This window comes from Pseudomonas sp. TH32, assembly GCF_016650855.1.
In the GTDB taxonomy this organism is placed as follows: Bacteria; Pseudomonadota; Gammaproteobacteria; order Pseudomonadales; family Pseudomonadaceae; genus Aquipseudomonas.
Genome location: NZ_JAEKFA010000002.1, coordinates 4,295,798 through 4,308,667, shown reverse-complemented (window position 1 = coordinate 4,308,667; position 12,870 = coordinate 4,295,798). Strand labels below are relative to the sequence as shown.

Here is a 12,870-nt window from a genome sequence, read left to right as displayed (position 1 = left end):
TTTTTATGGTGCGTCGGATCTCTTGAGTGGAGGGGCAATCGGCGCGTCATAGGCGGCGACCGCAAAGCCGTATACCGTCGCCGGTTGCAGGCGCACGCTGCTCGCGGCCTGCGCAGCGACACCCATCGTCAGGTGTTCGCCGGGCAAAATGTAGGTGCGGGGCAGCATCGCCCGCTGCTTGCCGGGCAGCAGTTGCAGCTCCTGGGCCAGGCGCACGACATACGGGGTGTCGTTGAGGACACTCAGTTCGTTGTTGTTCAGCGACCAGCTCAAGCCGGTCCAGGGCGTGCGATTTTGTGCCAGGCCCTTGGGGTGAATGATCACCGGCAGGTTCTGGCGCACGGTCACGCCTACCCGTGCATGCCCGGCCTCGGCGGGCGCCCGGTCCTGGGGCATGCCTTCGAAGATCGCGCGCTTGAGTCGTTGAGTGGTCAGGGGTTGCCGGTTCTGCAAAATGAAGCGCACCAGTTGGGATGCAGAGGGGTTCACCCTGGCCAGCGGCGGGGTGACCACCAGCAGGCTCTCGGTGTCTTCGGGCACGTTTTCCAGGGTGACGTGCAGCAAGGCTACCTGCGAGTCGGTGTTGGTCACCGAAACAGAGGCTTCGCCTTCTGCCTCATGGACGATCACCACGGACGTTTCCGGCACCATGCCGTCGGCCAGGGCCGCACAGCTCCATAGCAGGCTGAACAGGCCGAGGCTCAGAACGTGTCGCACATCGGGTTTTGATAATAACGGGGTCATGACGTGTCTCGTCAGGTCATTCATGACCCGGCCCCAGGCGCAAGGCCTGAGGCGCGGATCGCGAGAACGTTAAAGGTATTTGACGGTGATCGTCGCCGAACCATCCAGCGGCACTTCGTTATCCAGTGTCAGTTGGCGGGTGGGCGCGATCTCCGCACCGACCCGCACATCCGCCGTCAGGCTGCGCACGGGAATCGGTACCAGAGAACCTATATAGGCAACACTGAGAATGTCACCCCGAACAAGATTGGGTTCGGCCCACCATGAGCCGCCGTTGTTCGGCGAAGCGATGGTATGCACCGCTATGCCGTCGGCGACGGGTGAGGAAAACCTCAGCTCGAAGGCCCCGAGTTTTTCACTGCCGTTGATCAACCCCAAACCGTAATACATCGCGTCGCCCCGGTGGTCCGAGCCTTCACGGTTATCGTTGCCCTGCAAGGCCAGCAACGTGCTGCCCTCACACGCAATTGCCAGTTGCAGGTTGACGTTGGCCAGGGAGGTAGCGCGGTCGGGCCGCAGGTCCTTGGCGGACATCTTGCCGTAGTCGACCACACCGCCGCTGGTGAGCGTTGGCGTGCAGGAACTCGGTGTAACCAGTCCCTTGACTGCCAGGTCCACGGTCGAGGCCGCGTGAGCATCAAGGGCGCCCAGTAACAGGACCGGCGCGATGATGCTGAGCATCTTGTTCATGGTGAAACGAACTCCTTTTCAGTGTCGGGCCAGGGGTTACAGGTACTTCACTTCCAGTGTCGCCGAACCGTCGAGGGGCACTTCGTTGCTCAGGTCCAGGCCATCGGTGCGGGCGATTGATGTCATCACCTCCAGGTCTACGGTCAGGTTCTGCACCGGCAGCGGTTGCGAGTCATCGCTCATGGCCGCGACCGAGGACAAAAACTGTGGGTTCCAGAACGCATCGTTAAACCAGGACATCCCGTTGTCTTCGGTAATGATGGGCTGGACGGCCACGGTGTCGGCGATCGGGTTACGCAAGTACAAGTAGTAGAAACCCAGCTTTTGAGTACCGTTGATCAGGCCCAGCCCCATCCCTTGGCTCATTGATGCTGATCCGGGCCGGTTATCGATAGCCTTCAGGCCAATCAGGATTGGCGCGTCGCAGCTCACGGTCATTTGCAGGGTTTGTGCGCCGATGAAGGTGGACCCTGTGATCTTGAGGTCTTTCGCGGAGATCTTGCCGTAATCGACCTGGCCGCCACCGGACAACTGCGGCGTGCACGAGTTGGGGGTAATCAGGCCAGTCACCGTCAAGTCCACGGTGGACGCCGCAAATGCGGCGGGAGCGCAGGCGATCAACAGGGTGCTGGCAACGGTTTTGAATAGCGTGTTCACGGTAAAAACTTCCTTTGTTTAAAGCGGGATGGGGAGGGTTGTGGATCAGAGGTACTTCAATTGCAGCGTGACGTGGCCGTCGATGGACTCCTGATCGATCAGGGTCAAGCCGTCGGCCGGTGCAATGTTGGAGTAGACGCGCAGGTCCGCATCCAGGTTTTGCAGGGCGAGGGGCGTGTCCGCACCGCCTATGGCCGCAACGGAGGTGAGGGCGGCGTGCCCTACATAGGCCGCCGGGACCCAGGTGGCCCCGCCATTGGTTGAGAAAATCGGGCGTACCGGCGCGCTGTCGGCCACCGCGTTGGAAAGCCCGAACGCCACACTCCCTACCTTCTGGTTGGTGCTGGTCATGCCCAGGCCGTGCAGGCTTTCGATGTAGGAAGTGCCCGAGCGGTTATCAATCATGCCCATGGCAAAGAAGGTCGAGCCTTCACAGCGCACGCTCAAGCTCATCGCGCGTGTCGGCAACGCGGTGTGCTGATCGGGCTTCAACTCGGCCGCCGAAATCTTGCCCAGATCAACCGCTCCTCCACCAGAAAGCGTGGGGTTGCAGGAGCTGGGGGTGATCCTGCCCCGGACGTTCAGATCGGTAGTGCTGGCAGCCCAGACCGACGATGTCAGTACCGAGGCTAGGACTGCCGGAACAAGTCGCTTCATGTGGTTAAACCTTTGTGAGGGGCCGCCGTTGGCCGGTGAGGTCTTCTCCACCTTGCGGGCTGGCGGCGAGGGTCAAGCGGACCGTTGCCCCAATCGGGGTGGGGCGCAATTTAGCGGTCGGGTCGGGGAGGGGAAATACAACAATTACGAGAATCCGCCGCGTCCCTCTACGTGCTCCGGATCAAGTCGGAATAGGCGATTGTGGGTGTAGGAAAACCTGTATTTTCGTAGTTCTTGTATCGCCACGAACACGCTCATTTGGATAGGTTGTTTTTTAAATGGGTGTCGTGTGAGTGGTTGTTGACCGCTGCCGGGAGTGCCCCTCTCTTGAAGATGGGCCCGTGGCAAACAAAGACGCTGGCCCTCTGCGTTGATACCGAGGTGGCCATGGTGCCAAGCGTTTTTGCAGGCGACGGCCCGAACCGGCAAACGCCGGCATGGCGTAGCCCTCCTGCTCACTGGCGGCTCCTGAGTGTCCTGGTCGTCGACGACCATCAGACCTACCGCGCCTTGATGGGCTGGTTTTTGCAGAAGTTCGAACTGGCCCATGTACTGGTCGAGAATGGGCAAGCCGCGTTAAGCACCATGGCCCACAGGCGTTTTGATCTGGTGATCAGCGATTGCCGGATGCCGGTGATGGACGGCTACAGCATGACCCGTGAGATACGCCATCGTGAGCGTACCGATGGCCGCGAGCGTGTCCCCGTGATCGCTCTCACCGGAAAGCTGGGGCCGGACGATGCTCGGCGCTGCCTTGAGGCCGGCATGGATGACTGGCTGCTCAAGCCGCTGTCCCAGGAGCGGTTGCGTGAAGTGCTGGAACGCTGGTTGCCGCAGCGGCCGGGGGAGGTACGCCACCCGTTCAGCGAGGCCCCACAAAAAAACTGGCCAACCCGTGCCGGGCTGATCGAGATGTTTGGAGACGGGCAGGTGGTGGACCTGATGTTGGGCAGCCTGCTGCGGGAGGCCGATTCGGATTATGCGAGCCTGGTGTGCGCCTTCCGCAAGCAGGACCGGCAAGGCACGCTCGAATGCCTGCACCGACTGGCGGGCAGCCTGGCGTTCCTGGGCGGCACGGACCTGGACACTCGCGCGGGGCACCTGATCGACCGCGTGCGTGATCACGGAGTTCTGGTCAACCGGCGTGACCTGCAACGGTTTGAAAAAGAGCTGATCGTGTATCTGCGTTATTTGGCAGATTTATGACATCGGTAAAGGGGTTTGTAGGATTTTCTTCGGTTGTGGGTAGGTTTGTTTTGTAGGTGTTTTCCTTTTGTTTTGTAAGCTAAAAGTCGATCACTTAAAAACACGGGACCCAAGTGAAAACCAGTCTCGAACAGGCGGTTGTTGCCCGCTGCGGACGGGGGTATTTTGCGCCAATCAATTTGCCATCATTCGTGGGTTTCTATGCTTCGCGTAATTATTGCTGACGATCATCCCATTGTTCGTATTGGACAAAAGGTAGTGATCGAAGCGGACGGCAGGTGCAAGGTGGTGGGTGAGGCCAACGGTCCTGATGAGTTGCTCAGCGTGTTGGCTTCCACCCCCTGCGATATCCTGGTAACGGACTTTGCCATGCCCGGAAACCAGCAGGCGGATGGCTATGTTCTGCTGGGGTTGTTGCAACGCCAGTACCCCGGGTTGCCGGTGATCCTGGTGACGATGTTTGCCAATATCGCCACCTTGCGTGCCTCGTTCGCCCAGGGCGCCAGGGCCATCGTCGCGAAGAACGCCTCCGCCAAAGAGTTGCCTTCGGCGATCAAGGCGGTGAGCGAGGGCAAGACGTTTGTCAGCGAATGCCTGCGGGTGCAGTTGGTCGAGGCCGGGACCGGCGACCAGTTGCAGCCGCCGCAACTGTCCGGCAAGGAGCGGGAAGTGGTGCGCATGTTGGCCAGCGGCATGACCGTCAGCCAGATTGCCGCACGGGTCAACCGCAGCATTTCCACCATCAGCAAGCAGAAAAGCACGGCCATGAACCGCCTGTGTATCTCCACCGATGTGGATTTGTTCGCCTATGCTCGCAGCAGCGGAATGGTTCCCTGAATGTGTGGGACGGGGTATTCCTGGCGTTGATGCCAGTAGTGTTCCCGGACGTTGGGGATTATCGTACCGGCCATCCAACCCCTTTTGCGGAACCTGCCCATGAGCGACGCCCATAACGCTTTGATCACCGAGTTCTACAGTGCCTTCCAGCGCCTGGATGCCGAGGCCATGAGCGCCTGCTACACCGACGACGTGGTGTTCAGCGACCCGGCGTTCGGCGAGCTGCGTGGCCGGGATGCGGGCGACATGTGGCGCATGCTCACCACCCGCGCCAAGGACTTTTCCCTGACCTTCGACAGCGTGCGCAGTGACGAAATCACCGGCAGCGCGCACTGGGTGGCGACTTACCTGTTCAGTGCGACGGGCAACACCGTGGTCAACGACATCCGGGCGCGTTTTGTGTTTCGTGATGGCAAGATCTGCGAGCATCACGACCACTTCGACCTGTGGCGTTGGTCGCGCCAGGCATTGGGCACCAAAGGCCTGTTGCTGGGCTGGACGCCGCTGGTGAAAAACGCGGTGCGGGCCCAGGCGCTGAAAGGGTTGAAGGCGTTCCAGGCCAGTCGTTGATAAGATTGGCGTTCCTTTGGTTTGCCGAATTGATCCGTGACCACTCCCTCTGAAGCCAAGCCGTGGTTTGTGTACCTGGTGCGTGCCGCCAATGGCTCGCTCTATTGCGGCATCAGCAATGACCCGGTGCGCCGCTTTGCCACTCACCAGAGCGGCAAGGGGGCACGGTTTTTTCTCTCAAGCCCCGCCGTGGCGCTGGTGTACACCGAAGCCTGTGCCAGCAAGGCCGAGGCGTTGCGCCAGGAACGGCTGATCAAGAAATTGAAGAAAAGCGCCAAGGAGTGCCTGGCGGCGATCGGTCCATCAATTTGACTGATAGGTTCCCATGCGCGCCTTTGCCGGGTTTGCAGGCTAAGCTGGACGCTCACTCATTGAGCGGAGCCTGGCATGTCTGAGTTGATCCTCCACCACTACCCGCAATCCCCGTTTGCTGAAAAAGCCCGCCTGTTGCTGGGCTTCAAAGGCCTGTCCTGGCGCTCGGTGCATATCTCACCGGTGATGCCCAAGCCTGACTTGACCGCCCTCACTGGCGGCTATCGCAAGACCCCGGTGCTGCAGGTCGGCGCCGATATCTACTGTGACACCGCGCTGATCGCCCGCCGCCTGGAACAGGAAAAGACCGCGCCGGCGCTGTTTCCCCAAGGCCTCGAACTGGTCAGCCAGGGTTTCGCCGCCTGGGCCGATTCGACGGTGTTCTCCCATGCGGTGAGCCTGGTGTTCCAGCCGGAGTCCCTGGCGGTGAAGTTCGCCAAGGTACCGCCGGAAATGATCCAGGTGCTGGTGGCCGACCGCAGCAAGTTGTTCAGCGGTGGCACGGCCACCCGTGTGCAACTGGACCAGGCCAAACACCAATGGCCGGTGATCATCGGCCGTATCAATCAACAGTTGCAGCATCAGCAGGGCGACTTCCTGTTCGGCGAGCCGTCGATTGCCGACTTTGCCCTGGCGCATCCGTTGTGGTTCCTCATGGGGTCGCCGGTGACGTCGCCGCTGGTGGAAACCTATCCCGCCGTGGCCGCCTGGTTGGCCCGGGTGCTGGGTTTCGGCCATGGCACGTCTAGCCAGATGACCGCCGAACAAGCCCTGGACGTCGCGCGTAATGCCACGCCAGCCAACTTGCCGGAAGAAATCTTCGAAGACCCGAACGGCTTCAAGCCCGGCCAGCAGGTGACCCTCAGTGCTACCGATTACGGCGTCGATCCAGTGGCCGGCGAGTTGCTGTTCACCGGCCGTGAACAGCTGATTGTGCGGCGCACCGACGAACGTGGCGGCACCGTGCATGTGCACTTTCCACGCTTCGGATTTCGGATCCAACCGGTATGACTGAAATTATTTTCAAATCGGTGTGAGGTAAACCTGTCGGCCATCCGTGTAGTGCTTGAAACTGCGATTAATTCGCATTAACAGCGCTTTTTACACACGGGTTCTCAAGCATGAAGTCCAGGGCAACGTCGGCGGGTTCGGTTAAACAGTGGTTGGGAGCCTCGGTATTGGCGGTTTCGGGGCTGGCGCTGCTGCCCCTGGGCGTGGCGCAGGCGGCTGAGGCGCAGCAACAGAGCACGCTGTTCAACTTTGCCCTGGCCGCCAAGCCGCTGCCCCAGGCCTTGAGTGATTTCACTCGGGTGACCGGCATCAGCGTGGTCTACACCGACGAAGCGCCCTACGCGATCAAGGCCCCGGCCATCACTGGGCAGATGAGCGCGACCCAGGCCATGCAGCGCCTGCTGGGCAATTCCGGCTTCACCTTCCGCCAGATCGACGCCCGCACCCTGGCCCTGGAGCCGCTGCCGACCGACGGCGCGCTGAACCTCGGCGCTACGACTATCAACGGCGCCGCACTGGCCTCGGATACCACCAGCTATCAGCCGCCGCCTACCAGTTCGGTGATGCGTTCCCACGGCCTGCTGCTGGAAACCCCACAAACCGTCAACGTGGTGCCGGCCCAGGTGATGCGCGATCAACAGCCGCGCAACCTCGACGACGCCCTGACCAACATCAGCGGCATCACCCAGGCCAACACCTTGGGCAGCACCCAGGATGCGGTGATGTTGCGCGGTTTTGGCGATAACCGTAACGGCTCGATCATGCAGGACGGCATGCCCCTGGTGCAGGGCCGGGCGCTGAACTCCACCGCCGAGCGCGTCGAAGTGCTCAAGGGCCCGTCGTCGTTGCTGTACGGCATCCAGGACCCGGGCGGCGTGGTGAATATCGTCAGCAAGAAACCGGAATTGGTCCAATCCACCTCCCTGACCGTGCGCGGTTCGACCTTTGGTGACGGCAAGAACGGCAGCGGCGGCAACCTCGACACCACTGGCCCCATCGGTGACAGCGGGTTGGCGTACCGCTTGATTGTCGACCATGAAGACGAAGACTACTGGCGCAACTACGGCACTCACCGCGAAAGCCTGATTGCTCCGTCGCTGGCCTGGTATGGCGACAGCACCAAGCTGTTATTTGCCTATGAGCATCGGGAGTTTCTCTCGCCGTTCGACCGGGGCACCGCCATCGACCCCAAGACCAACCACCCGCTGAATATCCCGTCGACTCGCCGTCTCGATGAGCCCTTCAACAACATGGAAGGCCGCTCCGACCTGTACCGCTTCGAAGCCGACCACGACCTGAACGACGACTGGAAAGCCCACTTCGGCTACAGCTGGAACCGCGAGACCTACGACGCCAGTCAGGTGCGTGTGGTCAAGGTCAACACCAACGGCACCCTGACCCGCAGCATGGACGGCACCCAGGGCGCGCTGACCACGGACCGCTTCGCCACCGCCAGCCTTGAAGGCAAGGTGAACGTCGCCGGCATGCAGCACGACCTGACCTTCGGCCTGGATGACGAGTACCGCAAAATCTACCGGGCCGACCTGATCCGCCAATCGCCCCGTGGCACGTTCAACTACAACGATCCGGTCTATGGCAATGAAGTGGCGGGCACCACCGTCAGCGCGCCGGACAGCAACCAGACCGACCTGCTGCGCAGCGACTCGCTGTTTATGCAGGACGCGATCCACCTCACCGATCAGTGGATCCTGGTGGGCGGCGCGCGCTATCAGATGTACGACCAATACGCCGGCAAGGGCGTCCCGTTCACCGCCAACACCGACGGCAATGGCCAGAAATGGGTACCCCGCGTTGGCCTGGTGTACCGCTACACCGACGAGCTGTCGTTCTACGGCAGCTACACCGAGTCGTTCAAACCCAACTCCACCATCGCGCCGCTCGACAACAAAACGATCCTGGACGGCAGCCTCGAGCCGGAACAGTCGAAGTCCTGGGAGCTGGGGACCAAGCTCGACATGCCGGGTCGCATCACCGCGAGCGCAGCGTTGTTCAACATCGAAAAACGTAACGTGCTGGTCCAGGTGGGCGATGGCCTGACCTCGGTCTACAGCGTCGCCGGCAAGGTGCGCTCCCGTGGCCTGGAACTGGATGCCAGCGGTCAGCTGACGGACAAGTGGAGCGTGATCGGCAGCTATGCCTACACCGACGCGGTCGTTACCGAAGACCCGGAGCTGAAGGGCAACCGCCTGCAAAACGTCGCGAAAAACACCGGCTCGCTGTCGGCGGTGTATGACTTCGGCAGCATCCTCGGGGGGACCAACTGCGGGTGGGCGCCGGTGCACGTTATGTGGGCGAACGCTCGGGCGATGCGGCCAACAGTTTCGACCTGCCGGGTTATACCGTGGCCGATGCATTTGCCACGTATGACACCAAGGTCGATGGGCAGAAGGTCAAGTTCCAGCTCAACGTGAAGAACCTGTTTGACCGCACCTATTACACCTCTGCCGTGAACACCCAGTTCGTGTCCATTGGCGATGCGCGGCAGGTGTCGGTGTCCAGCACCCTGACCTTCTAAATTCGGTGACACCTTATGGCGATGTAGCGGGTTACCTCGCCATAAAGTTGTCGAGCTGCTAGCGTTGCCGCCTTTAATGACTTTGCGGGAACACAAGACCGATGCAGTTGGGACGATGGACACACGCCAGCGGGCTGCTGCTGGGTTTGAGCTTGTTGCTGGGCGGTTGCGCCACGGCGCCGAAAAACTCCACCAGCGCCAGCCTCGACCAGTTGCTGGCCGACCCGGCACTGCACGGTGCCAGCGTATCGCTGATGGTGCGCGACGCCCGCAGTGGCAGCACGCTCTACCAACACAACCCGCGCACGCGGCTGACCCCGGCCTCCAGCCTCAAGCTGCTGACCACCTCGGCGGCCATGGATGTGCTGGGGCCGCAGTATCGGTTTTCCACCCAACTGTTGGGCGATGGCCTGCGCCAGGGTGCGGTGCTTGACGGCAATCTGTACCTGCGCGGCCAGGGCGACCCGACGGTCCAGTGGGCGGATTACCAGGCGTTGGCCGCCAGCCTGGCGCAGCAGGGCATCAGGCAGGTGCAGGGCAACCTGGTGTTCGATGACAGCTTTTTCGACGCCGAGCGCCTGGGCGTCGACTGGTCCCAGGACGACGAAAGCACCTATTACGGCGCGCAGATTTCGGCGCTGACGGTGTCGCCCAATGCGGATTTTGATGCGGGCTCCCTATTGGTCACGGCCAGGGCGCCGGTGGCGGCGGGGCGCCCGGTGACGGTGGAACTCTTCCCGGCCACCGATTACGTGCAGATCAGCAACCGTGCCGTCAGCGGGGCGGGCAATAGCTACGGGATCAACCGCCAGCATGGCACCAACCTGTTGCGCCTCAGTGGCGCGCTGGCACCGGGCAAACAGAGCCCGCAACTGGTCAGTGTGTGGGAGCCGACGCAACTGGTGGCGAACCTGTTCGGGCAGGCGTTGGCGGAGCAAGGGATTAGCGTGCTGGGGCGTCGTGTTATCGGCGGTGTCACGCCGACCACGGCGACGGTGCTGGCGATGCACGAGTCGGCGCCGTTGCAGGCATTGATCACGCCGCTGCTCAAGCTGTCCAACAACAACATGTCTGAAGCATTGCTCAAGACCATGGGCCGCAAGACGGCCAATGCCGGGACGGCCCAGGCGGGTGTGGCGGCGGTGGCAGGGTTCCTCAAGCGTCAGGGGATTGATGCTTCAGCCTTGAGCCAGGTGGACGGTTCAGGGCTGTCGCGACGCAACCTGGTGTCGTCGCAAAACCTGACGGACCTGCTGCTGGCCGCCAGCAAACAGCCCTGGTTCAACGCCTGGTACAACGCGTTGCCGATTGCCGGCAATCCGGAGCGCATGGCGGGCGGCAGCCTGCGCTATCGCCTGCGGGGCACTGCCGCCGAGAACAACCTGCACGGCAAGACCGGCTCCATGACTGGCGTATCGTCGTTGACCGGTTATGTCACCGATGCCAATGGGCGTAAGTTGGTGTTTGCGGTGGTGACCAACAATTACGTGGTCGAAGGCGCGCGCATCAAGGCATTGGAGAACCGCCTGGCCACGGTATTGGCCAACAGCACGGACTAATGAACGCTGAAGATCAACTGTGGGAGCCATTAGGCAGATTGCATTTCAAGGCAGAAACGCCTGCCGGTACTCCCCGGGCGTCGCGCCCATCGCCTGGCGGAACCGGTTGGTGAAGTGGCTGGCGCTGGAAAACCCGCACGCCAGGGCGATCTCGCCCAGGGGCAACGACCCGCCCCGCAACAGCTCCCGGGCGCGGGCCAGTCGCCGCGCCAGCAGGTACTGGTGGGGCGGCAGGCCAAAGCTCTCGCGGAACATCCGCGCAAAGTGGTACTCCGACAACGCACACAACCCCGCCAACTGCCCCAGGCTGACCGGCTCGGCCAGTTGCTGGTCGATGTACTCCACCAATTGCCGGCGCTGGTGGGCGGCGAGCCCGCCTTTCAAGCGCAGGCCCTCACGCATTCCCACCTGGCTGAGCAGGGTGTGGCTGAGCATTTCATGGGCCAGGCTGCTGGTGAGCAAGCGTTCGCCGGGTTCTTTCCAGTTCAGGCTGATCAGTTGGTGAAAACGCCGGGCCTGCTGGGCATCGTCGAGGAACGTGCTCTCACGCAACAGCAACTCGCGCGGCTCACGGTCCAGCAGTGTCACGCAGCCCAGGGCGAATTGCTCCGGGCTGAAATACACGTGGGCCAGGCGGATTTCGCCGTTGATCACCCAGGCCGACTGATGATCGGCCGGCAGGATGCACAGCTTGTCCGGGCCGCCCTTGGTGCCGGGCTGGTCGCGGCGAAAGGTGCCGGTGCCGCCGCCGATGTAGCAGGACAGGGTGTGGTGGTCAGGGGCTTCGTAATCCTGGGCGTCGTGATGGTTGCTCCACAAGGCTGCAGACAAGCCGTCACCGAGCTCGGCGCACAGCTCAAGGCGAGCGTTGGGCGAGCGGTTGAGGGATTGAAAGACTTGCAGGGTTTCCAGTGGCGGCATATTCGTACTCTCTGACGGCTTGCATCCTACTCCCAGCGACGGCGGCTGTGATCCCGGCAGCCGACAAAAGCGCAAGAATCTGCAAGAGGCTGGATGCCGTCCGGGGCGAAACTGTGGCTCAACCCCAAGGAGCCCGTCATGAACCTATTCCTGTATTTACTCACCGTGCTGATCTGGGGCACCACCTGGATTGCCCTCAAATGGCAGCTGGGCGTGGTGGCGATTCCGGTGTCCATCGTCTATCGCTTTGGCCTGGCGGCGCTGGTGCTGTTCGTGATGTTGCTGCTCAGCCGCAAGCTGCAGGTGATGAACCGGCGCGGGCACTTGATCTGCCTGGCTCAGGGTTTGTGCCTGTTTTGCGTCAACTTCATGTGCTTCCTCACCGCCAGCCAATGGATCCCCAGCGGCCTGGTGGCGGTGGTGTTCTCCACGGCCACCTTGTGGAACGCGCTGAACGCCCGGGTGTTTTTCGGCCAGAAAGTCGCACGCAATGTGTTGATGGGCGGTGGCCTTGGCTTGCTCGGCCTGGGGCTGTTGTTCTGGCCGGAACTAGTGGGCCACACCGCCAGCCCGCAAACCCTGCTCGGCCTGGGTTTGGCGTTGCTCGGCACGATGTGTTTCTCGGCGGGCAACCTGCTGTCGAGCCTGCAACAGAAGGCCGGCCTCAAGCCGCTGACCACCAATGCCTGGGGCATGGCCTATGGCGCCTCGATGCTGGCGATGTACTGCGCGGTACAGGGCATTCCATTCGATATGGAATGGAACAGTCGCTACATCGGTTCGTTGCTGTACCTGGTGATACCGGGTTCGGTGATTGGGTTTACCGCCTACCTGACGCTGGTCGGGCGGATGGGCCCGGAGCGGGCGGCGTATTGCACCGTGCTGTTCCCGGTGGTGGCGTTGAACGTCTCGGCCTTTGCCGAGGGCTATCAGTGGACCGCACCGGCGTTGGCCGGCCTGGTGCTGGTGATGGCGGGCAATGTATTGGTGTTTCGCAAGCCCAAGGCTGGCGCGCCAATCAATCCGATCTACAAGGCGAAGCAGGTCTAGTGTGGAAGCTGTCGAGCCCGAGCGAGGCTGCGATGCAGGCGCTGCGGTCTTGCAGGTGCACTGCGGTGATGCCATCGCAGCCTCGCTAAAGCTCGACAGCTCCCACAGTTGATCTCTTTC

Annotated in this window: 12 protein-coding genes and 1 pseudogene; 8 read left to right on the top strand and 5 right to left on the bottom strand. The window is 61.9% G+C overall.

Annotated elements, in window-relative coordinates; all coding sequences use genetic code 11:
* Window positions 1–3: 3 nt before the first annotated feature.
* The 4 genes from JFV30_RS23405 to JFV30_RS23390 form a co-directional block, all read right to left on the bottom strand.
* Window positions 4–744, bottom strand: coding sequence for a fimbria/pilus chaperone family protein (locus JFV30_RS23405; protein WP_010170366.1), 741 nt, complete (start codon window positions 742–744; stop codon window positions 4–6).
* Window positions 745–813: 69 nt separating this feature from the next.
* On the bottom strand, window positions 814–1,434 hold the full coding sequence (locus JFV30_RS23400; RefSeq protein WP_201125306.1) for a DUF1120 domain-containing protein: 621 nt from the start codon (window positions 1,432–1,434) through the stop codon (window positions 814–816).
* A gap of 36 nt (window positions 1,435–1,470) precedes the next feature.
* The gene (locus JFV30_RS23395; RefSeq protein WP_201125305.1) at window positions 1,471–2,091 is read right to left on the bottom strand and encodes a DUF1120 domain-containing protein; all 621 of its coding nucleotides are present in this window, start codon (window positions 2,089–2,091) and stop codon (window positions 1,471–1,473) included.
* Between the two features lie 45 nt (window positions 2,092–2,136).
* Window positions 2,137–2,748: a DUF1120 domain-containing protein gene (locus JFV30_RS23390; RefSeq protein WP_201125304.1), complete on the bottom strand. Its 612-nt coding sequence runs from the start codon at window positions 2,746–2,748 to the stop codon at window positions 2,137–2,139.
* A gap of 387 nt (window positions 2,749–3,135) precedes the next feature.
* Here JFV30_RS23390 and JFV30_RS23385 point away from each other — a divergent pair, with 387 nt between their 5' ends.
* The 7 genes and pseudogenes from JFV30_RS23385 (at window position 3,136) to dacB (ending at window position 10,779) form a co-directional block, all read left to right on the top strand.
* The gene (locus JFV30_RS23385) at window positions 3,136–3,954 is read left to right on the top strand and encodes an Hpt domain-containing response regulator (protein ID WP_201125303.1); all 819 of its coding nucleotides are present in this window, start codon (window positions 3,136–3,138) and stop codon (window positions 3,952–3,954) included.
* 201 nt (window positions 3,955–4,155) lie between these two features.
* A complete protein-coding gene (locus tag JFV30_RS23380; protein WP_029615874.1) occupies window positions 4,156–4,791 on the top strand; it encodes a response regulator transcription factor in 636 nt (211 codons plus the stop codon).
* A gap of 99 nt (window positions 4,792–4,890) precedes the next feature.
* Window positions 4,891–5,361, top strand: coding sequence for a nuclear transport factor 2 family protein (locus tag JFV30_RS23375; RefSeq protein ID WP_010170354.1), 471 nt, complete (start codon window positions 4,891–4,893; stop codon window positions 5,359–5,361).
* 36 nt (window positions 5,362–5,397) lie between these two features.
* Window positions 5,398–5,673 carry a GIY-YIG nuclease family protein gene (locus tag JFV30_RS23370; RefSeq protein ID WP_010170353.1) on the top strand — a complete coding sequence of 92 codons (276 nt, stop codon included), beginning with the start codon at window positions 5,398–5,400 and terminating at the stop codon, window positions 5,671–5,673.
* A 75-nt stretch (window positions 5,674–5,748) separates the two neighbouring features.
* The gene (locus JFV30_RS23365; RefSeq protein WP_201125302.1) at window positions 5,749–6,684 is read left to right on the top strand and encodes a glutathione S-transferase family protein; all 936 of its coding nucleotides are present in this window, start codon (window positions 5,749–5,751) and stop codon (window positions 6,682–6,684) included.
* A gap of 110 nt (window positions 6,685–6,794) precedes the next feature.
* Window positions 6,795–9,220 (top strand): annotated as a pseudogene (locus tag JFV30_RS23360) (TonB-dependent siderophore receptor).
* Between the two features lie 101 nt (window positions 9,221–9,321).
* Window positions 9,322–10,779, top strand: a complete 1,458-nt coding sequence (gene dacB, locus JFV30_RS23355; protein ID WP_201125301.1) for a D-alanyl-D-alanine carboxypeptidase/D-alanyl-D-alanine endopeptidase — start codon at window positions 9,322–9,324, stop codon at window positions 10,777–10,779.
* Between the two features lie 45 nt (window positions 10,780–10,824).
* Here dacB and JFV30_RS23350 read toward each other — a convergent pair whose 3' ends face one another.
* Window positions 10,825–11,700 carry a helix-turn-helix domain-containing protein gene (locus tag JFV30_RS23350; protein WP_010170348.1) on the bottom strand — a complete coding sequence of 292 codons (876 nt, stop codon included), beginning with the start codon at window positions 11,698–11,700 and terminating at the stop codon, window positions 10,825–10,827.
* Between the two features lie 138 nt (window positions 11,701–11,838).
* Here JFV30_RS23350 and JFV30_RS23345 point away from each other — a divergent pair, with 138 nt between their 5' ends.
* On the top strand, window positions 11,839–12,750 hold the full coding sequence (locus tag JFV30_RS23345) for a DMT family transporter (RefSeq protein WP_010170346.1): 912 nt from the start codon (window positions 11,839–11,841) through the stop codon (window positions 12,748–12,750).
* Window positions 12,751–12,870 lie beyond the last annotated feature (120 nt).